The organism is Bradyrhizobium sp. 956_D2_N1_4, assembly GCF_052076025.1.
Taxonomy (GTDB): domain Bacteria; phylum Pseudomonadota; class Alphaproteobacteria; order Rhizobiales; family Xanthobacteraceae; genus Bradyrhizobium; species Bradyrhizobium barranii.
Window position 1 is genome coordinate 4,716,640 of the sequence record NZ_CP197237.1, and the last position, 24,512, is coordinate 4,741,151.

The window sequence follows — 24,512 nt, forward strand, 5'->3', positions numbered from 1 at the left end:
GGGCGAGATGCGCCGAATCCTGCTGTCGACGGCCAAGATCCTGATTTCCGTGGCGCTGCTCTATCTGGCGTTGCGCAAGGTCGATCTGACCGAATTGTTGTCGCGCTTCACTGCGACGAGCCTGTTCTGGATCGCCATGGCGATCGCGGTCACGTTCCTGCAGATCTTCATCGGCGTGCTGCGCTGGCGCGAGATCAGCGCCGAATGCGGCGCGCCGCTCGAGCTCGCTCGCGCCATGCGCTACAACGTGATCGGCGCCTTCTTCAACCAGACGCTGCCCTCGGCAATCGGCGGCGATGCGGTGCGGCTGTGGCTGGTCGCGCGCGCCGGCGCCGGATGGCGTGCGGCCACCTACTCGATCTTCGTCGATCGCGCGATTGGCCTCGTCGCGCTCGCGATAGTCGTCGTCGCGAGCCTGCCCTGGAGCTACGAGCTCATCACCGATCCGCACGGACGCTCGGCGCTGCTGCTCGTCGATTTCGCCGCGCTCGCGGGCGGCGTCGGTTTCCTGATCTTCGGCGCGCTGAAATGGTCGTGGCTGAAGACCTGGTGGGCCACCCATCACATCCACGCCTGCGCCGTGATTGCCAACCGCGTGATCTTCAATGCCAAGCGCGGACCGATCGTCGCAATTCTGTCGCTTCTCGTTCACGTGCTCGCCGTCGTCATAGCGTGGTGCGTGGTGCAGTCGATCGCCGCACCGGTCAGCTTCGGCCAGACATTCCTCCTCATTCCGCCGATCATGCTGATCACCCTGATGCCGATCTCGATCGCCGGCTGGGGCGTGCGCGAGGCCACGATGGGCCTGGCCTTCGGTTTCGCCGGGCTTTCCGCCAACGAAGGCGTCAACGTCTCGCTGCTGTTCGGCGCCGTGCTCTTCATCGTCGGCGCGATCGGCGGCCTGGTCTGGATCCTCAGCGCGGAGAAGGCCGCGAAAGGGTCGGCGCCGCTCAAAATCCGTGAATAAGCGTTCACACGGATCGCGCTCGACACCGCAATTTCAAATCAGGCGACTATTATGTGGGTCTCATTTCCTATAACGTCCGGCGTCGCCTCACGGATCCGGAATGAAGATCAGCGTCATCACCGCCAGCTATAATTCCCAGGCGACCATCGGCGCCACCATCGAATCTTTTCTCGGACAAACGCATGCCGACAAGGAGATGCTCGTCATCGATGGCGCGTCCACGGATTCGACCCTCAGAATCGTCGAGTCGTTCGGCTCTAGGGACGTTCGGGTGATCTCCGAGCCGGACAAGGGTGTCTACGACGCCATGAATAAGGGCCTGCATCTGTTCACTGGCGACGCCATCGGCTTCCTCAATTCGGACGACACATTCCACGATTCGACGGTGATGGCGGCGATCGCGGCGGCGTTGGAACAGGCCGACATCGTCTACGGCGACCTCAATATGGTCACCGACCATCGTACCAAGACAATTGTGCGCGCATGGCGCGGCGGGCGCTTCGGACGCTATTCGTTTCAGTTCGGCTGGGTCCCGCCGCACCCGACGTTCTACATGAGGCGCGAGGTGGGCAACAAGGTCGGCGAGTACGATCTGAGCTACATCACGACGGCCGACTACGACTACATGCTTCGGGCGCTGGCGCTGAACGATTTCAGGGTCACCTATCTCCCGCGTGTCTTTGCCGATTTCAAGATCGGCGGCATCAGTACCAGCAGCTGGCGCGTTACCCTGCGCGGCAATCTGGAGTGCCTGCGATCCCGCAGGCAGCATCTGAACGCGCCGATCATCGATCCTGCGTTCTTTCTGCGCTTTGCGCGGCGGATCTTTCAGCTCCGCTAGCAGCACGGCCAACCGCGATTGGCCTCAGGATGCCGCGCTCGCATTCATCCCGAATTCCGGAACCGCATCCTTCAGGATGGTTCTGATCGTGGCCCGATCGTCCCGCGCGATCGCCTGCTCCAGCGCCGCGATCCATTTGCGCAGCGTCTGCATCGGCGGCTCGTTCGGCTGCGCGGCCATGATGCCGGCGACACCGATCTCTCGGGTCGGCTCCTCGGAGGCGAACAGGATCTCGTGCAGGCGCTCGCCCGGCCGCATGCCGGTGAACACGATCTCGATGTCGTAGCCGGGCTGAAGGCCCGAGAGGCGGATCATGCGCTCGGCGAGATCGACGATCTTCACCGGCTGGCCCATGTTGAGCACGTAGACCGAGACGTCGGGACGCTGCGTTCCGAGCGCATGCGTTGCCGCCGTGATGACGAGATCGCAGGCCTCGCGGATCGTCATGAAGTAGCGGACCATGTCGGGATGCGTCACCGTCACGGGGCCGCCGGCCTCGATCTGGGCCTTGAACTTCGGCACCACCGAGCCGTTCGACGCCAGCACGTTGCCGAACCGGACCGAGATCAACCGCATCGGCGGCCTGGCACTGCCGCTACCTGCGGCAAGATCGTGGTCGAGCGCCTGGCAGTACATCTCGGCGAAGCGCTTGGTGAGGCCGAGCACCGACACCGGCTCGATCGCCTTGTCGGTCGAGATCATCACCATGGCTTCGGCGCCGGCGCCGTGCGCCGCATCGGCAACGTTGATCGAGCCGAAGATGTTGGTCTTGACGCCCTCGCTCCAGTCGCGCTCCAGGATCGGCACGTGCTTGAGCGCGGCGGCATGGAACACGATGTCCGGCTTGAACTCCGCCATCAGGCGGATGATGCGCTCGCGGTCGCGGATGTCGGCGATCCGCCCCTCGATCGCGGCCGCCGCGCCCTGCGCAGCCAGCGTCTCCGTGACCGCGTAGAGCGCCGGTTCGGAATTTTCCACGATCAGGAGGCGCGCTGCGCCGAAGGCGACGACGCGCTCGCAGATCTCGGAGCCGATCGAGCCGCCGCCGCCGGTGACGATCACAGCCTTGCCCTTGATCAGAGCTTCGAGCCGCGCGTAGTCGATCTTTTCGCTCGGCCGCAGCAGGAGGTCCTCGACCGCGACGGCCGTGAGGCGCGGCGCATCGCCGCTCTCCAGCGAGGGCATGCGGTTGACGATCACGCCCAGCTTGCGCGCCCGCATCAGGATCGATTCCGGACGAGCGTCCGGCTCGAACGCGGATGGCGTCATCACCAGGCGTGCGATCGGCTTGTCGCGTTTGGCGAAGTCGCCGATGACGTCCTCGATGTCGTCGATGTCGCCCAGCACCGGCACGTTGCGGATGAACTGGCCGCGATCGGATCTCGACGGCGACAGCACGCCCACCGGCCAGATGCGCTTGATCGCCCCGCTCTCGATGCCGCGCAACAGCACCTCGGCATCCGCGGCGCGGCCGATCAGCAGCGTCGGCGCGGCATCCTCGCCCCTCGCATGCCGCCGCACCCGCGTATAGCGGAAATAGCGATAGGCCATGCGCAACGCGCTGAGGGAGGCGATCTCGAGGAACCAGTAGAGGACGATCGTCACCTTGCCGAGGAAGAAGGCGCCGCGGACGTTGGGGGCGACGAAGATGTAGTCGAGCGCCAGGAGGGCAACCGTCAGCACGGTCGCGACCCGGATGATGTTCAGCGCGTCAGGCAGCGAGATGAAGCGCCATTTCGTCGTGGTCAAGTTGAAGACGAAGAACACGACCACGCTGAAGGCGAGGAAGTAGGGCAGGATCTGGAACAGCAGCGGCAAGCGGTCGAAGAAGCCGTCGCCGCCCTCGAAACGCAGGTAGAAGGCTGCGAACAGCGCCGCCGTGGTCGCCAGCAGGTCGTGGAGCGCGATCAGGAAATTGCGCAAGGTGAGATGCGAAAGACGCGTCATCCGCCGACCGATGAAATCCCAGTTAGATGCAACCTGACCGCGCTGATAGCCCATCTCGACAAGACTTGCCAGTACAAGGCTTGCCAGCCGCGCGGCCGTTCAGGAACCGGCTTCCCCCACCTTCGCCTCGGCGTGTCGGGCCCGGATCACCATGCCGCCGGCAACGCCGACGCCGATGACATACATCCAGCCCTCGTGGAAGTCGAACAGATGGGAGTTGAACAGCGAGGTGAAGACGTTCTGCACCACCACCAGCAGGCCAACCCAATGGGCCAGCCCGTCGCCGCGGAACAGCAGGAGATGCAGGATCCAGATCGCGTAGAGAACGACGATGCCGATGACGCCCCATTGCACGGCGACATTCAGCGTCTGGTTATGCGGATTCCCGATCACCTCGGCGGAGGCCTGGTAGTGGCCGCTGGGCGTCGCGACCGCTTCGAACAATCCGCGCGTCGAGCCGGTGCCGTGCCCCTTGATCGGCGCCTCCGCGAAGAAACCGAGCGATTTCCGCCAGAACTCGAGCCGCAGGCCCAGCGAGGTCGGCTCGCCCTTTTCGACATAGCGCGTGTAGTCGCTGGCGAAGGTGTCCGCGGTCTTGCGCAATTGCGGCGAGGCCTGCCAGGCGAGAGCGGCGCCGGCGAGCAGAGCGACCGAGATGATCGCGATGCTACGCCAGCGCAGGTGCAGCAACGCGAACACGCCGAACATGATCGGAACGGTGACCAGCGCGGTGCGCGACACCACCACGAAGGCCATGTTGACGAAGAAGCTCAGAGCCAACGCGATCAATAGTCCCGCGAACCAATAGCGCTTCTCGTGCAGCAGCATCACGATGGGATAGGCGAGCGCGACCGCGCACAGCGCGAATTCTTGGCTCTGGTCGATGTAGTTCTTGACGAAGATGCCGCGCTCGAGGTGATCGGGCTTGAGCGTCAGGTTGGGATAGAAGGCCACCAGCCACGATATCACCGAGAGCAGCGCGCAGGACACCAGGAACGCGATGAACATCCAGTGCCCGCGCGACGAGCGCTCGAAATGATAGAGCAGCACGGGCAGCACGAGCAGCTTGACGGTCGGATTGACCGCATAGAGGCGCGCGCCCCAGGCCGCATCCGACCACAGCGTGCCCACCAGCGCGAGCAGGACCAGCGCGATCGGCGCGGCCGCGATCGGGCGCTTCAGCGATTGCAGGAATGCGCGGACGTCGAGGAACGGCACCATGCAGACCAGGAACAGAGCGTTGAAGATCGCCGTGAGCGAGGTCGACCAGGGCAATGAGGCCACGGTCAGGATCGCGAACAGGTCGGCCGTCTCGCACCACGCCGCCGGGCTGCGAAAGCGCCGCCACAGCATCTGGGCGGTCGTCTCCCGGGCGAGCGTCGTCGCTTGGTCCGTCACTTGCCCCCTCCCCGCGCGCGATGGACCAGCGCGGTCGTGCTGAAGCCCTGGAGGATGTCGACCAGCACGACGATTCCGCCGGCGGCTTCGACGACCTCGTGGCCGACCACCTGCTCGCGGGTGTAGTCGCCGCCCTTCACCAGCGCGCTCGGCTTGATCCGGGTGATCAAATCGATCGGCGTATCCTCCTCGAAGATGACGACGAGATCGACGGCTTCGAGCGCCGCGAGCACTTCCGCACGCGCCCGCTCGTCCTGAACCGGGCGATCGGCGCCCTTCAGCCGCCGCACCGAGGCATCGCTGTTGAGGCCGACGATCAGGCGATCGCAGGCTCCGCGCGCCGCGGTCAACACCTTGACGTGGCCGGGATGCAGGATGTCGAAGCAGCCATTGGTGAATCCGACGCGCAGGTCCTGCCGGCGCCATTCCGCGAGCTGTGCGTCGAGCGTATCAGGCTCGAGCACGATCTTCTCCTCAGCCGCGAGATAAGCATGCGGCAGGATCTTCCGCCGCAGCTCGGCCGCGCTCACGCTGGCCGTGCCTTGCTTGCCGACGGCGACGGCAGCGGCCGCATTCGCCATCCGCAACGCCGTGTCCCAGTCCGCGCCTGCCGCGAGCGACACCGCAAGCGCGGCGGCGACGGTGTCACCGGCGCCGGAGACGTCGCGCACCTTCACGGGGACAGCCGGAACATGAACGGCTTCGCCATTGCGCGGCACCAGCGTCATGCCGTGCTCGCCTTGCGTGACCAGGATCGCCTCGCAATCGGCGAGCCGCATCACGTCCTCGCTGGCATCGACGATGCTCTGCGGCGTGTCGGCGCGGCTGCGGGTCGCCTCCGAAAATTCCTTGCGATTGGGCGTGAGCAGCGTGGCGCCGCGATAGATCGCCCAGTTCAGGCTCTTGGGATCGACGATCACGGGCTTGCCGAGCGTTCGCGCGGCGTCGATGGTGTGGCGGATCACCCGCGCGGTCAGCACGCCCTTGGCGTAGTCGGAGAGCAGCACGATGTCGGCGCGCGCGATCTGAGGCAGGATTGCGTCGATCAGCGTGGTCTCGATGTCGTCGGAGGCAGGCACCGCCTGCTCCCAATCCGCGCGCAGCATATGCGTGGAAAAATGCTCGGAGACGAAGCGGACTTTTCGCGTGGTCGGCCGCGACGGATCGCACACCAGCACGCTTTCGATGCCGGCATGCTCCGCAAGTGCCGCTTCGAGCCGCTTGCCCGCATCGTCCTCGCCGACGAGGCCGACGAAGATGCAGCGCGCCCCGAGGGAGGCGATATTGCGCGCGACATTGCCGGCGCCGCCGATATGGATCTCGCTGCGCTGGGCGGCGATGACAGGCGCCGGCGCTTCCGGCGAGATCCGCGACACCTCGCCATAGACGAACTCGTCCAGCATGATGTCGCCGATGCACAGCACCGTACGGCCTGAGATGGCTTGCGCGAGAGCGTCGAAATCGAGAATGGGCGTCGGCATGGTCCTTGAAGCCTCAGCGGAAGCGGTCTGGCCGGTCGAGATAATCGCCGACATAGGCTTTCACCGCATCCTCGAGCGTCGTGAAGCCGCCGTTATAGCCGGCGCGGCGCAGGCGATCGACCTCGCTCTGGGTGAAGTATTGATAGCTGCCGCGGATCTGCTCGGGCATGTCGACATATTCGATGTTGGGCCTGGTGCCGAGGGCCGCATAGGCAGCGAGCATCAGGTCCCTGAAGCTGCGCGCCTTGCCGGTCCCGACGTTGAAGAGACCGGACACCGACGGCGTCGCCAGCAGCCACATGACGACGCGGACGACGTCGTCGACATAGATGAAATCGCGGCGCTGATCGCCGTCGGCGATGCCCTCTCGGTGCGACTTGAACAGTTGCACGACACGGCCCGCCCTCACATCATCGAAGCGGCGCGCCAGCACGCTCATCATCGAGCCCTTGTGGTATTCGTTGGGGCCGAACACGTTGAAGAATTTCAGGCCGGCCCATTGCGGCGGCAGCTTCTCGCCGCGCGCGACGCGCTCGGCGACGGCGAGATCGAACAGGTGCTTGCTCCAGCCGTAGAGATTCATCGGCCGCAGTTTCTTCAATGCGGGCGGTGAGGCGTCGTCGTCAAAGCCGTCGGCACCATCGCCATAGGTCGCGGCCGAGGAGGCGTAGATCAACGGCACCGCACCCGTCGTGCACCAGTCCAGCAGGCGCATCGACAGGCGAAAATTGGTCTCGATCACGAGGTCGCCGTCGGTCGCGGTGGTCTCGGAAATCGCCCCGAGATGGATCACGGCGTCGAGCTTGCGGCCCTTCAGCCAGTCGGGCAGCTCGGCCGGCGGGACGATATCCACAAGCTGGCGCTTGGCGAGGTTTCGCCACTTGCCCTCGGTCCCGAGAAGATCACAGACGACGACATCGCTGCGACCGGCCTCGTTCAGCGCGGCGACGACATTCGATCCGATAAAACCGGCCCCACCGGTCACCAGCAACATTCCACCTACCCTGCCAGGTTTTGCCCTGCCCGATTTTCACGGCCCGGTCCTGCCCTAGCGCATGATCCGCCAAAGTGTAAGCGGTTTTGGGATCGGCGCTGTCCCCGCTTTACCTGCAGGTCCGGAGCGGGTAACCGAACCGCCACATCAGCACGTTCCCGGTCCTATTAACGAATGAATCAAGATTCGCAATTTGGTCGAGATGCAGATCGGGGCGACACACGCCCGATCCTGATCGTCCCCTATATGTGGATCGGCGATTTCGTCCGGAATCACACCGTTGTCCGGGTCCTGAACGAGCGCTGGCCCAACCGGCCGGTCGATCTCCTCACCACCTCCCTCTGCGCCCCCCTGGTCGATTACATGCCCGGCGTGCGCGATGGCATCGTGTGGGACCTGCCGCGCAGCCGGCTCGCCGTTGGCCGCCAGTTCGGCCTGGCGAAGCTCCTGCGCGAGCGGAATTACGGGACAGCCCTGGTGCTGCCCCGGACCTGGAAGGCGGCCATCGCGCCCGCGCTGGCCAGGATTCCGGAAAGGGTCGGCTTCGTCGGCGAGTTCCGGTTCGGCCTGCTCAACCGCTGGCGCTGGGGCGAGAAGAAGCTGCCCCGCTTCATCGACAAGAACGCCGCCCTGGCCCAACCCGATGGCGCCCCCCTGCCCGCGGAATGGCCGGTGCCGCAATTGCGGGTCCCGGCCGAGGACATCGTCCGCTGGCGGCAGGCCAATGGCCTCAGCGCCGGGGCGGCGGTCGCGCTGGCTCCCGGCTCAGTCGGCGCCTCAAAGCGCTGGACCTACTATCCGGAGGCTGCCCGCCTGCTGGCCGAGCGCGGCCTGGAGGTCTGGGTGGTTGGCGGCCCCGCCGAAAAGGGCCTCGCCCAGGAGATCGTCGCCGCGGGCGGTCCGGGCGTGCGGGACCTCACCGGCAACGATCTGCGGAACGGCGTGCTGGCGATGGCCGCGGCCGGCGTCGCCATCTCCAACGATTCCGGCCTGATGCATATCGCAGCCGCGCTCGGCACACCCACCATGGGCATCTTCGGCCCGACCAGCCCCTATCTCTGGGCCCCCCTCAACGGCCTCGCCGCGACCGTGGTCCAGGACAAAAGCGTGCTCTCATGCCAGCCCTGCCAGAGCACGATCTGCAAGATGAACGACCACCGCTGCATGCGGGATATCGCGGCGAGCGAGGTGGTGGCGATCGCGCAGCGGGTGCTCGGAGTGTGAACTCATTGACGCCATGCGTTGGTCGGGCAACTGGCAGCGAATCCAACAGCAGGTCTTTCCGTCCGCCAGCTTTAGTCAGTGACGTTGTCAGTTCATTCGCGGGATAAGGCTGCGTCGCTGCCGCTTGTGAAGGCTGAACCAAGATCACGTCGACAAAGACGAATCTTCATCGAGATTCGAACAAGAGGTTCGCTCCTCAAACGTCGCTCGATACATGCCTCTTGGACATTTTACACAGTTATGGAGGTAGCCCCATGCCGATCGTTCAATTCACTCGCTTCAAGACCGACAAGCCCGAGGAAATGATCAAGATCGTCAGGCAGGCGAAGAAAATCTTTGAGAAACACGGCGCCGAATTTCTTCGGCTCTCCCGCTTCCACACTGGCCAGTGGGCAGGAGAGTTGCTGGTTGCGACGCGCTATTCCAATTGGGAAGTTTACGGCAAAGTGCAGGAAGCCGTGGCAAACGACCCGGAGTTCGCGCAAGTGCAGGCTGACGGAATGAAGATTTCCCAATTACAGGGCCGCAACATCGCCGTTAGCATCGATCTCTAGCTGGGGCGCCGCCCCGCAAGCCACTCAAGCGCGGAGGCCGCCGGACAAATGCGGCGGCCTTTCCAGCTCTGACAGATCGCACTCGTCATCGCGCTACGCTGCGCTTTGCCTCAAGCAGACGAGCGCTCTGCAGAGCCTATTGACTTAGATCAACAACAGCTTCGCCAGTTCGCCGCACCCAAATACTGCTCAAGACCGATACGAAGGGGCGCGTCTTGCTGCGCCCCCATCGGCGTCGAAGAGGCTGATTTGGCAGTATTGACCATTTAGTCGGAGAGTTTCATGAGGACCTTCAATCCTTTGGTGACGTTGGTACTTCTCGTGACGCAATCGGCCTCGATTCAGGCTGCGGATTTGAACGGAGCTTGGACAATCGACGCCTCGGCCTGTGGCCAAATATTCACGAAAGAGAACAACAGGCTTGCCTTCAAGAAAGATGCTGATCTCCACGCGGGCGGTTTAATCGTCCAGGGAAGGCAAGTAACCGGCACATTTGAAAAATGCACGGTCAAATCGTTGCGCGATGACGGGCCGAATATGCGAATAATCGCGTCGTGCTCGGACGGCGTCGCGATTTCAGACGTCGCATTCGACCTGACATTCTCCGGAGAGAATAATATCACACTCAGCTCCAAGGAGCCGGTGCCAGTGCAAATGCCGTATGTGCGCTGCCCAATGTGAAGTCGACCGCGACGGTTTGAAGGAACCTGGATGGATGATCCGGGTATCGCAACTGCGGCCGATGATGACATCGTGCCGCTGTTTTGCCCGACGTGTCAAACGGCCTCGTAAAATCCGCAACGCATCGCACCGGCCGTTAACCCGTTGATTCCGCTGGCACCGGCTACTTTGCATGGGGTTGTTTTCGAGATTTTTGTTTGCGGTCGCGAAAACGGCAGTTCAGAGCAGAGGACGATAAACGTCGCCGATCCGCGCCGCTTCGGCATCGAGGCTGAACTTCGCCAGCACCCGTGCCCGCCCCCGCGCGCCCATGGCGAGCGCGGCGTCCGGGTCGCGCATCAGCGGTTCGAGCGCGGCGGCCAACGCATCAGCGTCACCAGTCGGGATCAGCACACCTGTCGAGCCGTCCTCGACCACGAGCGCGGCCGCACCGGCGCGCGCGGCGACGAGCGCGCTGCCGGCCGCCATCGCCTCGATCAGCGTCAAACCAAAACCTTCGTTGCGCGAGGTGAAGGCGTAGATCGTCAGCCGCTGATACCAGCGCTGCACCGCTTCGATCGGCAGTTCACCGGTGATGACGATGCGCGACTGCAGGCCGGCGGCCTCGATCCGCTTCTTCAGATCGTTCGCAAAGGGAGTCTGCTCCGGCGTGACCTGTCCGACGACGATTGCAGTGAAGTCAGGATAGCGCGGCAGCAGGCGACACATCGCATCGACGAACACATCGGTGCCCTTCTGCGCGCGCACCCGGCCGAAGCAGCCGATCGCGTAGCGGCCCGGCAGCGCGGCTTCCGCGAAGGCCGCGGCGCGATCGTTTGGCGGCGCATAGACATCAGTGTCGACGCCATGCGGGATCACCGTCGCCTTCACCTTCAGGAACGAGGCCGAGATGTCTGATGTCGCGATGATCGCGTCCATGCGCCGGATCAGCCAGCGCGTGATCCAGCTGTGATGGCGCTGCGCGGCCGACGTGAACACGAGTTTGAGCGGCCAGCCGAGCGCGCGCAGGAGCACGCCTGCGATCATCTCGTTGTTGCGCCGCGCATGCCAAATCAATGGCGTCTTGCGGCCCCATAGCCTGAGGAAATCGGCAGCGCTCAGTAGCGAAATCCCCTCCGGCGCATCCGAGCCGAACCACGCCGCGCGATAGAGCTTTGCCAGCCGTGGCGCCACCATCCGGTTGGTCGCGGTGACCCCGGAATAGCGCCTGTGCAAATTTGGCACGATCACTTCGAGATCGCCGGGGGAATTCGCCACGTCATGCTCCGTTACGGAAGCCCCCTATACGCAACATTAAGCATAGTGACCAGTTCAGGGCTGCCGAAACCCCCTCTTCACCGCGCAAACGTTAACGTGGCGCGTTGATCGAAGACGGGTGAGATCATGACTGTGCTAGTCACCGGCGGCGCCGGCTATATCGGAAGTCACACGGTCCTGGCGCTGGCGGAAGCCGGCGAGGACGTCGTCGTGATCGACGATCTCTCCACCGGTTTCTCCGCCTATCTGCCCGAGGGCGTGCCGCTGTTCATTGGCGATGCCGGCGACGAGAACCTGGTCGAAGGCGTGATCGCCCAGCACAACATCGAGAGCATCATCCATTTCGCGGGCTCCGTCGTCGTGCCGGAGTCGATGCGCGATCCGCTCGGCTACTACCGCAACAATTTCATGACCGCGCGCAATTTGCTCAACGTCGCGGTCAAGCGCGGCATCAGCCGCTTCATCTTCTCCTCGACCGCAGCTGTCTACGGCAATCCGGACCTGGTGCCGGTGCCCGAGCACGCGCCGACGCGACCGCTGTCGCCCTACGGCTCGTCGAAGCTGATGACCGAGATCATGCTGCACGACGTCGCCGCCGCCTATGGCATGCAATACGTGACCTTGCGCTACTTCAACGTCGCCGGTGCCGATCCGCAGGCGCGCATCGGGCTGGCCACCGTCGGCGCCACGCATCTGCTCAAGATCGCGGTCGAGGCCGCGACCGGCCAGCGCGCCAAGATCGACGTGTTCGGCACCGACTATCCGACCCAGGACGGCAGCTGCATCCGCGATTTCATCCACGTCTCGGACCTCTCGCAGGCCCATCGCTCGGCACTCGCTTACCTGCGCAATGGCGGCGCCTCAACCACGCTCAATTGCGGCTATGGCCGCGGCTATTCGGTGCTGGAAACCATCGACGCGGTGCGCCGGGTTTCGGGGCGCAGCTTCGCCGTGCAATACGCCCCGCGCCGGCCCGGCGACATCATGACCATGGTCGCCGACACCAGCCGCATCCGCGGCCTGCTCGACTGGAAGCCGCAATACGACGACCTCGAGACCATCGCGGCCCACGCGCTGGCCTGGGAGGACAAGTTGTTCCGCGAGCGCCATGGCGAGCTCCGCCACGCCGTCTCGGCCTAGATTCCATCCCAGCGCAAGCCCTTAATTGGGCTTGAAAAGCGCGGCTTTAGCGGGCACAGAGGCCCTTCGATCCCTGACGCGCGGGCAGGCTTTTCCTTGCCCCGTCAATGGACACCGGATGGCCCAGTTTCCAAAGAAAATCACCGACGATCCCTATACGGCGGCAATCCTGATTCGCCGCCTGGTCACGGAACAGGGGATCATCTACTGGCGGCGTTACCTCGTCGCCTTCGCGCTGATGGCGCTTGCCGCCGGATCGACCGCGGGCGCGACCTACGTGCTCGGCCAGGTCATCAACCAGGCCTATGTCGACAAGAACATCCCGGGCATCGCGATGTTCTCGGGCATCACGGTGATCCTGCTCTTCATCAAGGGCGTGGCGACCTACGGCCACATGGTGATCCTGACCAAGATCTCCAACGCGATCCTCGCCACCAACCAGCGCCAGCTGTTCGCCAAGCTGATGCGTGAGAGCGTCGGTTTCTTCTCCGAACGGCATTCGTCTGAATTCCTGGCGCGGCTGACCGCCGGCGCCAAATCCATCACCGACGTGCTCAACATGCTGGTCAACGCCGTCGGCCGCGACCTCATGATGCTGCTCGCGATGATCGGCGTGATGGTGTGGCAGGACCCGGTGATGTCGTTCATCGGCCTCGTCGTGGTGCCGCCGGCGATGCTGGTGCTGCGCAAGCTGGTCAAGCGCATCAAGGGCCTCGCCTTCAACCAGTTCACCGGCACCGCAGACATCTTGGAGACGATGCAGGAATCGCTCCAGGGCATCCGCACGGTGAAGGCATTCACGCTCGAAGACACCATGCAGAAGCGCATCGACGAGAACATCGCGATCGTCGAGCGCAATGCCAACAAGATGGCCCGCGTCGCCAACCGCTCCAACCCGCTGATGGAGATGCTGGGCGGCTTCGCGGTCGCCGGCTGCCTGCTCTATGGCGGCTACAGCGTGGTTGCGCTCAACGCCACGCCCGGCGCGTTCTTCTCCTTCATGACCGCGTTCCTGATGGCGACCGAGCCGGCCAAGCGGCTGGCGCGGCTCAACATCGACCTGAACAGCCAGCTCGTCGGCGCGCGCATGCTGCTCGAGGTCGTCGACAGCCCGGCGAGCGAACATTCCGACGACGACAAGCCAGCGCTGAAGCTGTCCGAAGCGAAGATCGAGCTGCGCGACGTCAGCTTCTCCTACCGGACCGGCGAGACCGTCCTCAACCGCATGTCCTTCGTTGCCGAGCCCGGAAAAGTCACCGCGCTGGTCGGCCCCTCCGGCGGCGGCAAATCGACCGTGCTGGGGCTGCTACTGCGCTTCTACGAGGTGACGCAAGGCGACATCGTGATCGACGGTCAGTCGATCGGCGCGATCTCGCGCAAATCGCTGCGCGCGCAGACCGCCTATGTCGGCCAGGACGTGTATCTGTTCCGCGACACCATCCGCAGCAACATCGCTTTCGGCAAACCCGGCGCGAGCGAAGAGCAAATCATTGATGCTGCGAAAGCCGCCTGCGCGCATGATTTCATCATGAGCTTCCCGCTCGGCTACGACACGCCGGTCGGCGAGCACGGCACGCAGCTTTCCGGTGGCCAGCGCCAGCGCATCGCGGTGGCGCGCGCGCTGATCAAGAACGCGCCGATCATCCTGCTGGACGAGGCCACCGCCGCGCTTGATTCCGAGTCCGAGCGGCAGGTGCAGGAGGCGATCGAGCATCTCTGCCAGAACCGCACCACCATCGTGATCGCGCACCGCCTGCATACCATCATGCACGCCGATGCGATCCTGGTGGTCGAGGGCGGCGAGATCGTCGAGCAGGGCCGGCATGACGAATTGCTCCGCCGCTCCGGCCGCTACGCCTCGTTCTTCCGCCTGCAACACCACGACGCCGGCGCTCTGGCGCCGATCAGCGCAACCGCATAGAGTTCCTCATCAACCTCAAGAGCAGCGAGATCGCTCCATGAACGCCGCCTCCTACGTCATCCCGCTTCCGCCCCAGGCTTCGCTTCCCGTCGTCGGGGAGAGCGGCCGTTACCCGGTGCGCCGCATCTGGTGCGTCGGCCGCAACTATCTCGAGCACATCCGCGAGATGGGCAACGACGAGCGCGCCCCGCCGTTCTTCTTCGCCAAGCACGCCGACATGCTGGTGCCCGACGGCGCCACCATTCCCTATCCGCCGCTGACCAAGGATCTGCATCACGAGGTCGAGCTGATCGTCGCGATGAAGAGCGGCGGCCTCAACATCCCCGCCGACAAGGCGCTGGACCACGTCTACGGCTATGCCGTCGGCATCGACCTCACCCGCCGCGACCTCCAGATCGCCTCGCGCAAGAAGGAGCGTCCGTGGGAAATCGGCAAGTCGTTCGACGGCTCCGCCCCCTGCTCCGCAGTGCAGCCGGCCTCGAAGATCGGCCATCCCGCCAAAGGCAAGATCTGGCTGACCGTCAACGGCAAGGAAGCCCAGAAGGGCGATCTCACCGAGCTGATCTGGAACGTGCCCGAGATCATCTGGCAGCTCTCCCAGCAGGTGAAGCTCGCCGCAGGCGACATCATCATGACGGGCACGCCGGCCGGCGTGTCGCAGCTCCAGCCCGGCGACAAGCTCGAATGCGGCGTCGACGGCGTCGGCACGCTGAAGGTCTCGATCGGCCAGCCGGAATAGGCTGAATGACATCTGGAAATCGAAAGGCCCCGGACACGTCCGGGGCCTTTTGCATTTCTACCAGGCCTTCACCGGCCGATTGGCGTGGCTTGCCTGCGGCACACCGCGATTGAGCGACATGTGCGAATGCACGCACAGCCAGCTGTCGCCATTTTTTGAAAACACCATCGTCGCACGGCCGGGGCGAGGAAACGCGCTGCCATCGGGATGGTAGCCCGTGCTCGTCCACGGCGCGACCACCGTCGCCATCGTGCCGTCGGGGGATGCCAGGATCGAGACCTGATCAAGGACGAAGCGGAAGTCGGTCGTCCTCGGCCAGACGTTGTTCCATTGGGACGAGACCCATTGGTCGAGGCCGGGGATGACATCGTTATGCGTGCCGAAGGCGAGCACGTCCGGATGAAAGAGCGGCCGCGCCGAAGCGTAGTCGACCTCCCGGACACAGGCTGAGAAGGTATCCAACCACTCGCGGAAGAACTGCACGATCTCGGTGTTCGCAAGTGGCAACGGGGCCATTGCCTGCTCCATGTTTGGCCGCTAAATCGCGGCGACCTTGTTGCCATGGACTGAAGTGTGCGGCAAGATTCGCGGTCGAGGCTGAAGGGTCCGCCGCAGAGACTGCATCAGAAAACGAGAGGATGTCTCGGATGTCGAACACGATCACGGAGCTCGAGGGGCTGCTGATGCAGCGCTCGCTCACCGACCCGCAGCTTCTGGCCGCAGCGGAAAAGGCAGCGGACTTCCGCATCCTCCCCGAGGCAACTGTCATCAAGATCGGCGGCCAGAGCATGATCGATCGCGGCCGTGCCGCGGTCTATCCAATCGTCGAAGAGATCGTCGCCGCCCGCAAGGCCCACAAGCTCCTGATCGGCACCGGTGCCGGTACCCGTGCGCGGCATCTGTATTCGATCGCGGCCGGGCTCCGCCTGCCCGCCGGCGTGCTGTCGCAGCTCGGCGCTTCCGTCGCCGACCAGAACGCCGCGATGCTCGGGCAGCTGCTGGCCAAGCACGGCATCTCCGCCGTCTCCAGCGCCGGGCTGTCGTCCGTGCCGCTGTTCCTCGCCGAGGTGAACGCGGTGATCTTCAGCGGCATGCCGCCCTATAGTCTGTGGATGCGGCCCGCGGCCGAGGGCGTGATCCCGCCCTATCGCACCGATGCCGGATGCTTCCTCGTCGCCGAACAGTTCGGCTGCAAGGCGATGATCTATGTGAAGGACGAGAACGGCCTCTACACCGCGAACCCCAAGACGTCGAAGAACGCCACCTTCATCCCGAAAATCTCTGTGGCGGAGATGAAGGCCAAGGGCCTGCAGGACTCCATCCTGGAATTCCCGGTGCTCGATCTCCTCACCTCGGCGCGCCATGTCCGGCAGGTGCAGATCATCAACGGCCTCGTCCCCGGCAATCTCACCCGCGCGCTTGCGGGCGAGCATGTCGGCACCATCATCACCGCGAGCTGAAGAGAGCACCGTCATGGCTGATACCAACCAGATCAAGCACGTCGCCTCGCCGCTCGCGCGCCAGACTCTGCTCGACAGCGATCTCACCCGCCCCGTTGCCGGCAACCGCCCGATCAAGCTGCTGCCCTGGCTGCAGGTCATCAAGATCGGCGGCCGCATCATGGACCGCGGTCACGAAGCGATCCTCCCGCTCGTCGACGAGCTGCGGTCGCTCTTGCCGGAGCATCGCCTGCTCATCCTGACCGGCGCCGGCATCCGCGCCCGCCATCTCTACAGCGTCGGCCTCGATCTCGGCCTTCCCGTGGGTTCGCTCGCACCGCTCGCCGCCAGCGAGGCCGGTCAGAACGGCCACATCCTGGCAAGCCTGCTCGCACCGGAGGGTGTCTCCTATGTCGAGCACCCGACCATCGCGAGCCAGCTCGCCATTCACCTCCAGGCGGCGCGCGCTGTCGTCGGCAGCGCGTTCCCGCCCTACCACCATCATGAATTCCCGACCGCGCGCATCCCGCTGCATCGGGCCGATACCGGCGCCTTCCTGCTCGCCGACGCGCTTGGCGCTGCCGGGCTCACGATCGTGGAGGACGTTGACGGCGTCTACACGACCGATCCCAATGGCGCGGATGGCAAGAAGGCCGAGCTGCTGAAAGAGACGAGCTTTGCCGATCTTGCGAAGCTGAAGGGCACACTGCCGTTCGATCCCGCGCTGCTCGAGGTGATGGCCAACGCGCGGCACATCACGCGCGTGCAGGTCGTCAACGGTCTCGTTCCCGGCCGGATCGCGGCGGCGCTGCGCGGGCAGCATGTGGGGTCGATCATCAATACCGGCGCCAAGCCGGTGTGAGGCCGCAGCAACGTCCGCAAAAACAAAACCCCGGAGCCTGCTCCGGGGTTTTTCGTAGGGCGGATTAGCGCAGCGCCGATATCACGATGAGACCGAGGATCAGCGCCGTCAGCGAATATTTCAGCGTGTAGTAGACGTTGCGGTTCCACTCCTTGACCTTGCGGCTGCCGAGATGGATTTCGTAGAGCTTGCCGAATACCTTGTTGAGCACGCCGACGCTCTCGCCGTCCACGTTCTGGGTCGCGGAGGCCTTGACGATATGATGGCTGACCCAGCGGTTGATCGCGGTCATGAAGCCGTACTTCATCGGGCGCTCGACGTCGCAGAACAGGATGATGCGGTTGACGTCGGTCGCATTCTCCGCGCTGTGGATGAAGGTCTCGTCGAACATGAAGGCCTCGCCGTCGCGCCAGACGCATTCGACGCCGTCGACGAGGATGCGGCACTTGTTCGAGTTCGGCGTGACGAGGCCGAGGTGATAACGCAGCGAGCCGGCGAACGGATCGCGGTGCGCGCCAAGCTTGCCGCCCGGCGGCAGCATCGCGAACATCGCGCCGTGCACGCTCGGGATCGATTTGAGCAGCTCCACCGTCTTCGGGCACAGCGTGTTCGCCGACGGCAGGAAGTCGTCATACCATTTCAGGTAAAACCGCTTCCAGCCACTCTTGAAGAACGAGTAGAAGCCCCAGTCGTTGTTCTTCGCCGCGGCCCGAATGAAGCCTTCGTCGAACAGGCGCACCGCCTCGTCGCGAATGGTCTCCCAATTCTCGCTGAGCGGCTTCAGCTCCGGAAACTGCTCGACCGGGATCACCGGCTTGTTCGGCACGGCCGAGCCCGCATACATCAGCACGTTGTAGGGCGCGAGATAGGTCGAGTGATCGCCGAGCTGGCGCGCGAAGCGCAGTCGCTGCTTGCCGCGGAAGTGAACGTAAATGGTCGAAGCCGCGAGCACATAGAGAATGACAAGTTGCGGCGCAAAAAGCTGTTTCAGCATTTCCCCAAATCCCGAGTGACCCAGCCGGGGACGTGATCTACTCCGACCCGGCCCGAGCTGCAAGATATTGGCGTGCATCCTGAGGCTGTTCCGCAGGTTGTGATTGGGCCGTCTTGGGCCGTGCCGCGCACAATTTGAAATCGTAGCTGACCCGCCGCCAATCCCCGCGTTGCGGTCGGTTTGCGGCGTGCTATCCTGGTTCCAGGGTTGGAAAATCGGGGTGCGTCTTGGGGATGTGGCGGTCGTTGGCGGGCTCCGCGCTCGCGCTGGTTCTGCTTGGAATATTCGCACCCGTGAACGGCCAAGGCACTTCGCCGTCACCCCAAGGCGGCAAGCCTCCGGATCCGGAGCTGCGCGGCCAGTGGCTACGGGTCGGGCAGACATTCGCCTGCAAGGTCGAAGCCGGTAAGCGCATCACCCCGCCCGATCCCGACGTGCTTAGCTTTGCCTGCCAGCGCATGGGTGCGCTCGGCGTCGGCATCTCGGAGACCTCGCTCAAGGCCGTGCTCGGCGAGCCGCACCGCAAGCTGCCGCAACCGAACAACGCGACGGCCTATGTCTACTTCCTCGGCAAGACCGGCGAGTTTCCCTATCTTGCCGCCATCGTGAAAGCGAACCGCACCGTCGCGCTCCAGATCAGCGGCGAGGCACCGGTCGCCGCCTACAGCTTCAACCGGGTCAATCTCGGCGACAGCACCGACAAACTGATGGCGCAGTTCGGCGGCCCATTCCACGTCGGGCCGAGCGGGTTGGAGAAGACCGAGCTCTGGAATTACGAGCCATGGCCCTTCTCATTCGAGGTGAGGCAGGACCGCGTCACCTCGATCCGGATCAGCGATCCGACCATCAAGTAGATTCGATTATGTCCGATCAAGCCCGCGACAGCGCCTGCAGGCCTTTGAACGTGAGGCGCTTGGGGTCGGTGACTCCGGCGAGATAGAGCCGGCGGATGAAGGCGATGACGGCGTCGCGGTCGCAATCGGTCAGCGCGACGACGGCGTCGACCGCAATCTTCTGGGCTTCCATTGGGCTCACCTCGGCCTTGCGAGTAACCCCGGCCGAGACAGGCTAGGACTCATCCGTTAAATCGGCGTTAACCGTTCTAGAACCATCGCCGATTCAGCCCGGCGGCCGTATACGCAAAACAACGCATTGGCAGTCGCCGCGCGGCCGCAATGTCTAGCGTGCACCGAGGCTCTTCTTGAGCTGCGCAAAGTGCTTCTTCAGCCGGGGCACGGCGAAGTCGGTGAAGGCCCGTACCTTGGGCACCGCGAGCCGGCCCTGCGGGCAGATCAAATGCGCGGGCATCTCCGGATCCTCATCGCCGGCCAGCACGATCTCGAGCTCGCCGCGCCCGACCTGCTCGGCCACCTGATACGAATACATCCGTGCCACGCCGCGCCCGGCGACCGCGGACGCCACCGCCGCGTAGGTGCTGTTGACGACGAGGCGCGGCGTGAACTGGACTGTCCTGGCTGCAGATGAGCCGGCCTGTGGCGCAAAGGTCCAGGAATTGGGCAGGTGCGCCATCGCCACGATCTGGTGCTTGGCGAGATCGCCGGGTTCAGCGATGCGCGGGTGCTGCTTCAGGTAGCGGGGCGCTGCGACGACGACGCGGCTGATCTCGCCGACCCGCATCGCCACCATCGCCGAATCCGCGAGAGGCCCGATTCGAAGCGCGATGTCGACACCCTCCTCGATCAGATTGACCGAACGGTCGAACAGCAGGAGCTTCGCCGACACCGTCGGATAGGCATCGAGAAATGCATCAAGGATCGGCCGCAGCACCATCTCGCCCGAGACCACGGGGGCAGTTATCGTGAGCAGGCCGCGGGGTGCCGTGCGCGGACCGGCCGCGATGTCGTCGGCCTCCTCCAATTCGGTGAGCACGCGGCGGCAGATCGCAACATAGCGCTCGCCCTCCTCGCTCAGCTTGATCGATCGTGTCGTCCGGTGCAGCAGCTCGACGCCGACCCGCTCCTCCAGGAAAGCGATGGCGCGGCTGACCGCCGCCGGCGAGCGGCCGAGCTTGCGCCCCGCGGCGGCCAAGCTGCCCTCGTCCACCGCAAGGACGAACACCTTCATCGCATCCAGACGATCCATGCCTACCCGTCGCCCCATCAAATTCCAGTGACAAGCTAGGCGTTCGCCCCCGCCGCGACAACCGCCGCCAAAGGCCGGTCCGGCATTCGTTCGCGCCACGTAACAGTGTCTGCCGGACAACGTGTATTCGCAGCCGGGCCGCCGCGGCGTACTTCAGCACGCAGGCCAGCCGCTGCTGGCGCAGGTTCTGAAAGCCAACAACAGGAGTCCGTCATGGGTATCGAGCAGAAGGTCGCCATCATCACCGGTGCATCGCAGGGCATCGGCGCCGCCCTGGTCCAGGGTTTTCGCGATCGCAACTATCGCGTCGTCGCAACGGCGCGTTCCATCAAGCCGTCGGGCGACGATGACATCCTCGCCGTACCCGGCGACATCGCCGACCGGGCCACCGCCGAACGTGTGGTCTCGCAGGCCGTCGCGCGCTTTGGCCGCGTCGATACGCTGGTCAACAATGCCGGCATCTTCGTCGCAAAGCCGTTCACGCAGTACACGGCCGAGGACTATGCGGCGGTGATGGGCACCAACGTCGCAGGCTTTTTCCACATCACTCAGCTCGCCATTGCGGAGATGGAGAAGCAGGGTTCGGGTCACGTCGTCCAGATCACGACCACCCTGGCCGATCAGGCCAATTCGAACGTGCCGTCGGTGCTGGCCTCGCTGAGCAAGGGCGGACTGAATGCCGCGACCAAGTCGCTCGCGATCGAATACGCCAGGCGCGGCATCCGCGTGAACGCGGTGGCGCCCGGCATCATCAAGTCGCCGATGCATCCCGTTGCGACGCATGCCCAGCTCGGCGCGCTGCATCCGGTCGGCCACATGGGCGAGATGTCCGACATCGTCGGTGCCGTGCTCTATCTCGAGCAGGCGAGCTTCGTCACCGGCGAGATCCTGCACGTCGACGGCGGCCAGAGCGCCGGCCACTGAGCGCGGAGAAACACCATGCCGATCGTCACCATTCAAGTGACCCGCGAAGGAACGACGCCGGGAGCGGCGTCGCTCACGGCGGAGGAGAAGGCCGCGCTGATCAAGGGATCGAGCCGGTTGCTGCTCGACGTGCTCGGCAAGCCGCTCGAGTCCACCTTCGTCGTGATCGAGGAAGTCGACACCGACAATTGGGGCTGGGGCGGCCTGCCCGTGCAGGACTTCCGGCGCCGCCGCGCCGCAAAGACAGGATGATCCGCGCGCCATTGTGTGCGCAGGAGGATGACATGACCGAACTCAATGCAAACACTGGGCACCACGCCCGGCCGCATCAGCGGCCGGGATCGCAATCGACTTCGCGACAGGCTTGGCGGTACGCCGTGGCGGGATTGTCCGCATCACTGGTCGGGCTTGGCCTTGCCCGTTTTTCCTACACGCCGCTGATCCCGGCGCTGATCGCCGCAAAGTGGTTCAGCGCATCCGACGTCGTTTATCTCGGCGCTGCCAACCTCGCCGGTTATCTCGCCGGCGCGCTCGCGGCACGCGCCCTGGCCAATCGCATCGGCGCAGTCCGCGCGCTGCGGGCGATGATGCTGCTTGCCACCCTCTCCTTCTTCGCGAGCTCTACCCCGGTGTCGTTCACCTGGTTTTTCGCCTGGCGCTTTCTGTCGGGCCTCACCGGCGGAATCATCATGGTGCTGGCGGCCTCCGTCATTCTGCCGCACGTATCGGCCGCGAGGCGCGGCATCGTCGGCGGCGTGATCTTTGCCGGCGTCGGCCTTGGCGTCGCTGCATCGGGCACGCTGGTGCCGTTGCTCTTGCAACAGGGCTTGCAGCAGAGCTGGTATGGCCTCGGCGCGCTCTCCGCCGTGCTCACGCTCGCGAGCTGGTGGAACTGGCCTGCGGAGGCCAGGAGCGATGCCGCGCCTTCGCATCACGCGAAGTCCCATCAGGCCTCGCCCGCCGTCCGCGCGCTTCTGGTCCAGTATGGCCTCAACGCGGTGGCCCTGGTGCCGCACATGGTCTTCATCGTCGATTTCGTGGCGCGTGGCCTCGGCCAGGGCATTGCCGCGGGCTCGCGCTACTGGGTGCTGTACGGTCTCGGCGCCATCGTCGGCCCGCTCGTCACCGGCCATCTCGGGGACCGTTCGGGATTCGGACCGGCCTTGCGCGCCGCGTTCCTGATCGAGGCGGCCGCCGTGCTGCTGCCCACGGTCAGCACCGCGCCGGTTTCGCTGATCGTGTCGAGCGTCGTGGTCGGCGGCTTCACACCCGGTATCGTACCGCTGGTGCTCGGGCGCATTCACGAGCTCGTGCCGCACTCGACCGAGCAGCAGCGCGCGACATGGAGCCACGCCACAACCAGCTTCGCGCTGTTCCAGGCAGCGGCCGCTTACGGCTTCTCCTGGATCTACGCGCAGACCGGCGGCGACTATCTGGTGCTGTTCGGACTTGGCGGCGGCGCCGCGGTGCTCGCGCTCGCGATCGATCTTGGGCTCGCGCTCACCACGCGCAAGGCATAAAGCGGGCGGCGGCGTGGTCAGGAATACTGCATCACGCCGTCGTCGATCTTGCCGAAGCGCAACGTGACGATGTCGAGCGCGTAGTTCTGGTACAGCCGCCATGGCTGCTTCGAGCCCTGCTTTGGCATCTTCGCGACCGAGCGCTGCACATAGCCCGAGGTGAAATCGAGCGACGGCTGCGCGGTGATTTCAGGGTCGTCATTGTGCGGCATGCATTGCCGGAAATTATGCCGGTCCATGTAGTTGATGAGCCGGCAGACATATTCGCAGGTGAGATCGCATTTCAGCGTCCAGGACGCGTTGGTGTAGCCGAAGGCCGACGCCATGTTCGGCACGTCGGCATACATCATGCCCTTGTAGGTCAGCGTGTTGGCGAAATCGACGGCGCGGCCGTCGACGCTGATTTCGAGACCGCCGACGACCTGGAGCACCAGCCCCGTCGCGGTGACGATGATGTCGGCCGCAAGCTCGCGGCCATCCTTCAGGCGAATGCCGTCGCGCGTAAACGTGTCGATCTCGTTGGTGACGACGGCGGCGCGCTGCTCGCGGATCGCCTTGAACAGATCGCCGTCGGGCACGAGGCAGAGCCGCTGGTCCCAGGGATTGTAGCGCGGCGTGAAATGGGTCGCGACGTCGTAGTCGGGGCCGAGCGCCATCTGCACCCCCTTGAGCACCAGCTCCTTCACCTTGGCAGGCCGGCGCCGGCTGAGCTGGAAGAAGAACATCCCCCACATCACGTTGCGCCAGCGGATGACATGATAGGCAAGCCGCGTCGGCAGATTGCGGCGCAATTTGTTGGCCACGGGGTCCTGCGCCGGGCGCGACACCACATAGGTCGGCGAGCGCTGGAGCATGGTGACCTGCGCCGCCTTCTTGGCGAGCTCCGGCACCAGCGTCACCGCGGTTGCGCCCGAGCCGATCACGACGACGCGTTTTCCCGCGTAGTCGATGTCCTCGGTCCATTTCTGCGGATGCACGATGCGGCCGGCGAAATCCGCCACGCCCGCGAACTCCGGCGTATAACCCGCCTCGTATTTGTAATAGCCCGAGCACATGAATAGGAAATTGCAGGTGAAGCGCACGAGCTCGGTTGCGCCCTCGCCCGTAATGCACCCGGCCTCGACGGTCCAGCGCGCGTCCGGCGTCGACCACGCCGCGCGCTTGACGCGATGACGGAAGCGGATGTGCTTCTCGATGCCGTTCTCGGCTGCTGTCTCAAGCACGTAGTTCAGGATCTGCGGCCCGTCCGCGATTGCCTTCGGATCGGTCCACGGCTTGAAGGAGTAGCCGAGCGTGAACATGTCGCTGTCGGAGCGGACGCCGGGATAGCGGAACAGGTCCCAGGTGCCGCCGATACAGTCGCGGCCTTCGAGGATGACGTAGCTCTTGTCCGGGCACTTGCTCTGAAGATGATAGCCCGCGCCGATGCCGGACAGGCCGGCACCGACGATGAGCACGTCGAAATGTTCTGCGGCTTTAGCCATGGCGTTCTCCCCGGCACAGGATGGGCGACGCCGTGCCGAATT

24 protein-coding genes are annotated in these 24,512 nt (G+C 64.7%); 14 read left to right on the forward strand and 10 right to left on the reverse strand.

The features are described 5' to 3' along the window. Positions 1–7: 7 nt before the first annotated feature. Both AB7535_RS22435 and AB7535_RS22440 read left to right on the forward strand, forming a co-directional pair. Entirely contained in the window at positions 8–967 is a 960-nt protein-coding gene (locus AB7535_RS22435; RefSeq protein ID WP_439036855.1) for a lysylphosphatidylglycerol synthase transmembrane domain-containing protein, read from the forward strand. A 100-nt stretch (positions 968–1,067) separates the two neighbouring features. Then, positions 1,068–1,808: a glycosyltransferase family 2 protein gene (locus AB7535_RS22440; protein ID WP_439036856.1), complete on the forward strand. Its 741-nt coding sequence runs from the start codon at positions 1,068–1,070 to the stop codon at positions 1,806–1,808. Between the two features lie 24 nt (positions 1,809–1,832). Here the strand turns inward: AB7535_RS22440 and AB7535_RS22445 are convergent, their stop codons facing one another. The 4 genes from AB7535_RS22445 to rfaD all read right to left on the reverse strand — a co-directional run bounded on the left by AB7535_RS22445 (position 1,833) and on the right by rfaD (position 7,628). Next, positions 1,833–3,755, reverse strand: coding sequence for an SDR family NAD(P)-dependent oxidoreductase (locus tag AB7535_RS22445; RefSeq protein WP_439036857.1), 1,923 nt, complete (start codon positions 3,753–3,755; stop codon positions 1,833–1,835). 99 nt (positions 3,756–3,854) lie between these two features. Beyond that, positions 3,855–5,108, reverse strand: coding sequence for an O-antigen ligase family protein (locus AB7535_RS22450; RefSeq protein WP_439037357.1), 1,254 nt, complete (start codon positions 5,106–5,108; stop codon positions 3,855–3,857). A gap of 41 nt (positions 5,109–5,149) precedes the next feature. Continuing rightward, a complete protein-coding gene (gene rfaE1 / locus AB7535_RS22455) occupies positions 5,150–6,634 on the reverse strand; it encodes a D-glycero-beta-D-manno-heptose-7-phosphate kinase (protein WP_028153510.1) in 1,485 nt (494 codons plus the stop codon). Between the two features lie 13 nt (positions 6,635–6,647). Further along, a complete protein-coding gene (gene rfaD, locus AB7535_RS22460; protein ID WP_439036858.1) occupies positions 6,648–7,628 on the reverse strand; it encodes an ADP-glyceromanno-heptose 6-epimerase in 981 nt (326 codons plus the stop codon). A 174-nt stretch (positions 7,629–7,802) separates the two neighbouring features. Here rfaD and waaF point away from each other — a divergent pair, with 174 nt between their 5' ends. The 3 genes from waaF (at position 7,803) to AB7535_RS22475 (ending at position 10,087) form a co-directional block, all read left to right on the forward strand. Beyond that, on the forward strand, positions 7,803–8,852 hold the full coding sequence (gene waaF, locus AB7535_RS22465; RefSeq protein ID WP_439036859.1) for a lipopolysaccharide heptosyltransferase II: 1,050 nt from the start codon (positions 7,803–7,805) through the stop codon (positions 8,850–8,852). Between the two features lie 254 nt (positions 8,853–9,106). Continuing rightward, entirely contained in the window at positions 9,107–9,406 is a 300-nt protein-coding gene (locus tag AB7535_RS22470) for a hypothetical protein (protein WP_028153513.1), read from the forward strand. A 282-nt stretch (positions 9,407–9,688) separates the two neighbouring features. Then, positions 9,689–10,087, forward strand: coding sequence for a hypothetical protein (locus AB7535_RS22475; RefSeq protein WP_028153514.1), 399 nt, complete (start codon positions 9,689–9,691; stop codon positions 10,085–10,087). 219 nt (positions 10,088–10,306) lie between these two features. On the opposite strand, the gene AB7535_RS22480 is transcribed toward AB7535_RS22475, so the two are convergent. After that, entirely contained in the window at positions 10,307–11,344 is a 1,038-nt protein-coding gene (locus AB7535_RS22480; protein ID WP_439036860.1) for a glycosyltransferase family 4 protein, read from the reverse strand. A 126-nt stretch (positions 11,345–11,470) separates the two neighbouring features. On the opposite strand from AB7535_RS22480, the gene galE reads away from it, so the two are divergent. The 3 genes from galE (at position 11,471) to AB7535_RS22495 (ending at position 15,144) form a co-directional block, all read left to right on the forward strand. After that, a complete protein-coding gene (galE, locus tag AB7535_RS22485; protein ID WP_028153516.1) occupies positions 11,471–12,484 on the forward strand; it encodes a UDP-glucose 4-epimerase GalE in 1,014 nt (337 codons plus the stop codon). 118 nt (positions 12,485–12,602) lie between these two features. Further along, positions 12,603–14,405, forward strand: a complete 1,803-nt coding sequence (locus AB7535_RS22490; protein ID WP_354124014.1) for an ABC transporter ATP-binding protein — start codon at positions 12,603–12,605, stop codon at positions 14,403–14,405. A gap of 37 nt (positions 14,406–14,442) precedes the next feature. Then, a complete protein-coding gene (locus tag AB7535_RS22495) occupies positions 14,443–15,144 on the forward strand; it encodes a fumarylacetoacetate hydrolase family protein (RefSeq protein WP_071912070.1) in 702 nt (233 codons plus the stop codon). A gap of 57 nt (positions 15,145–15,201) precedes the next feature. Here AB7535_RS22495 and AB7535_RS22500 read toward each other — a convergent pair whose 3' ends face one another. After that, positions 15,202–15,660, reverse strand: a complete 459-nt coding sequence (locus AB7535_RS22500) for a YybH family protein (protein WP_439037358.1) — start codon at positions 15,658–15,660, stop codon at positions 15,202–15,204. 131 nt (positions 15,661–15,791) lie between these two features. On the opposite strand from AB7535_RS22500, the gene AB7535_RS22505 reads away from it, so the two are divergent. Further along, positions 15,792–16,604 carry an amino acid kinase family protein gene (locus AB7535_RS22505; RefSeq protein ID WP_439036861.1) on the forward strand — a complete coding sequence of 271 codons (813 nt, stop codon included), beginning with the start codon at positions 15,792–15,794 and terminating at the stop codon, positions 16,602–16,604. Positions 16,605–16,617: 13 nt separating this feature from the next. Continuing rightward, entirely contained in the window at positions 16,618–17,445 is an 828-nt protein-coding gene (locus AB7535_RS22510; protein ID WP_038957553.1) for an amino acid kinase family protein, read from the forward strand. 64 nt (positions 17,446–17,509) lie between these two features. On the opposite strand, the gene AB7535_RS22515 is transcribed toward AB7535_RS22510, so the two are convergent. Then, positions 17,510–18,439, reverse strand: a complete 930-nt coding sequence (locus AB7535_RS22515; protein ID WP_354126549.1) for an aspartyl/asparaginyl beta-hydroxylase domain-containing protein — start codon at positions 18,437–18,439, stop codon at positions 17,510–17,512. Between the two features lie 233 nt (positions 18,440–18,672). Between AB7535_RS22515 and AB7535_RS22520 the strand changes: the two genes are divergently transcribed. Further along, positions 18,673–19,293 (forward strand): hypothetical protein, encoded by a 621-nt coding sequence (locus tag AB7535_RS22520; RefSeq protein WP_439036862.1) that lies wholly within the window; start codon positions 18,673–18,675, stop codon positions 19,291–19,293. A gap of 16 nt (positions 19,294–19,309) precedes the next feature. On the opposite strand, the gene AB7535_RS22525 is transcribed toward AB7535_RS22520, so the two are convergent. Next, positions 19,310–19,465, reverse strand: coding sequence for a hypothetical protein (locus AB7535_RS22525; RefSeq protein ID WP_014493894.1), 156 nt, complete (start codon positions 19,463–19,465; stop codon positions 19,310–19,312). A 153-nt stretch (positions 19,466–19,618) separates the two neighbouring features. Then, a complete protein-coding gene (locus tag AB7535_RS22530; protein WP_439036863.1) occupies positions 19,619–20,542 on the reverse strand; it encodes a LysR family transcriptional regulator in 924 nt (307 codons plus the stop codon). Positions 20,543–20,755: 213 nt separating this feature from the next. Between AB7535_RS22530 and AB7535_RS22535 the strand changes: the two genes are divergently transcribed. From AB7535_RS22535 to AB7535_RS22545, 3 genes are read left to right on the forward strand one after another with little or no spacing between them, the layout of a single operon-like run. After that, the gene (locus AB7535_RS22535; protein WP_028154477.1) at positions 20,756–21,466 is read left to right on the forward strand and encodes an SDR family NAD(P)-dependent oxidoreductase; all 711 of its coding nucleotides are present in this window, start codon (positions 20,756–20,758) and stop codon (positions 21,464–21,466) included. Between the two features lie 15 nt (positions 21,467–21,481). After that, the gene (locus AB7535_RS22540) at positions 21,482–21,718 is read left to right on the forward strand and encodes a tautomerase family protein (protein WP_354080884.1); all 237 of its coding nucleotides are present in this window, start codon (positions 21,482–21,484) and stop codon (positions 21,716–21,718) included. A 32-nt stretch (positions 21,719–21,750) separates the two neighbouring features. Beyond that, positions 21,751–22,986 carry a YbfB/YjiJ family MFS transporter gene (locus AB7535_RS22545; RefSeq protein WP_439036864.1) on the forward strand — a complete coding sequence of 412 codons (1,236 nt, stop codon included), beginning with the start codon at positions 21,751–21,753 and terminating at the stop codon, positions 22,984–22,986. Between the two features lie 17 nt (positions 22,987–23,003). Here AB7535_RS22545 and AB7535_RS22550 read toward each other — a convergent pair whose 3' ends face one another. Beyond that, complete coding sequence (locus AB7535_RS22550; protein WP_439036865.1) at positions 23,004–24,470, reverse strand: flavin-containing monooxygenase; 1,467 nt, start codon at positions 24,468–24,470, stop codon at positions 23,004–23,006. Positions 24,471–24,512: the final 42 nt, after the last annotated feature.

Coding starts and splice junctions, on each gene's coding strand:
- AB7535_RS22495 (WP_071912070.1), top strand. CDS start 14,443: ATGAACGCCGCCTCCTACGTCATCCCGCTTCCGCCCCAGGCTTCGCTT.
- AB7535_RS22505 (WP_439036861.1), top strand. CDS start 15,792: ATGTCGAACACGATCACGGAGCTCGAGGGGCTGCTGATGCAGCGCTCG.
- waaF (WP_439036859.1), top strand. CDS start 7,803: ATGAATCAAGATTCGCAATTTGGTCGAGATGCAGATCGGGGCGACACA.
- AB7535_RS22435 (WP_439036855.1), top strand. CDS start 8: ATGCGCCGAATCCTGCTGTCGACGGCCAAGATCCTGATTTCCGTGGCG.
- AB7535_RS22520 (WP_439036862.1), top strand. CDS start 18,673: ATGTGGCGGTCGTTGGCGGGCTCCGCGCTCGCGCTGGTTCTGCTTGGA.
- AB7535_RS22475 (WP_028153514.1), top strand. CDS start 9,689: ATGAGGACCTTCAATCCTTTGGTGACGTTGGTACTTCTCGTGACGCAA.
- AB7535_RS22545 (WP_439036864.1), top strand. CDS start 21,751: ATGACCGAACTCAATGCAAACACTGGGCACCACGCCCGGCCGCATCAG.
- AB7535_RS22525 (WP_014493894.1), bottom strand. CDS start 19,465: ATGGAAGCCCAGAAGATTGCGGTCGACGCCGTCGTCGCGCTGACCGAT.
- rfaD (WP_439036858.1), bottom strand. CDS start 7,628: ATGTTGCTGGTGACCGGTGGGGCCGGTTTTATCGGATCGAATGTCGTC.
- AB7535_RS22470 (WP_028153513.1), top strand. CDS start 9,107: ATGCCGATCGTTCAATTCACTCGCTTCAAGACCGACAAGCCCGAGGAA.
- AB7535_RS22515 (WP_354126549.1), bottom strand. CDS start 18,439: ATGCTGAAACAGCTTTTTGCGCCGCAACTTGTCATTCTCTATGTGCTC.
- AB7535_RS22550 (WP_439036865.1), bottom strand. CDS start 24,470: ATGGCTAAAGCCGCAGAACATTTCGACGTGCTCATCGTCGGTGCCGGC.
- AB7535_RS22490 (WP_354124014.1), top strand. CDS start 12,603: ATGGCCCAGTTTCCAAAGAAAATCACCGACGATCCCTATACGGCGGCA.
- AB7535_RS22440 (WP_439036856.1), top strand. CDS start 1,068: ATGAAGATCAGCGTCATCACCGCCAGCTATAATTCCCAGGCGACCATC.
- AB7535_RS22450 (WP_439037357.1), bottom strand. CDS start 5,108: ATGCTGTGGCGGCGCTTTCGCAGCCCGGCGGCGTGGTGCGAGACGGCC.
- AB7535_RS22530 (WP_439036863.1), bottom strand. CDS start 20,542: ATGGATCGTCTGGATGCGATGAAGGTGTTCGTCCTTGCGGTGGACGAG.
- rfaE1 (WP_028153510.1), bottom strand. CDS start 6,634: ATGCCGACGCCCATTCTCGATTTCGACGCTCTCGCGCAAGCCATCTCA.
- AB7535_RS22500 (WP_439037358.1), bottom strand. CDS start 15,660: ATGGCCCCGTTGCCACTTGCGAACACCGAGATCGTGCAGTTCTTCCGC.
- AB7535_RS22535 (WP_028154477.1), top strand. CDS start 20,756: ATGGGTATCGAGCAGAAGGTCGCCATCATCACCGGTGCATCGCAGGGC.
- AB7535_RS22510 (WP_038957553.1), top strand. CDS start 16,618: ATGGCTGATACCAACCAGATCAAGCACGTCGCCTCGCCGCTCGCGCGC.
- AB7535_RS22445 (WP_439036857.1), bottom strand. CDS start 3,755: ATGACGCGTCTTTCGCATCTCACCTTGCGCAATTTCCTGATCGCGCTC.
- galE (WP_028153516.1), top strand. CDS start 11,471: ATGACTGTGCTAGTCACCGGCGGCGCCGGCTATATCGGAAGTCACACG.
- AB7535_RS22540 (WP_354080884.1), top strand. CDS start 21,482: ATGCCGATCGTCACCATTCAAGTGACCCGCGAAGGAACGACGCCGGGA.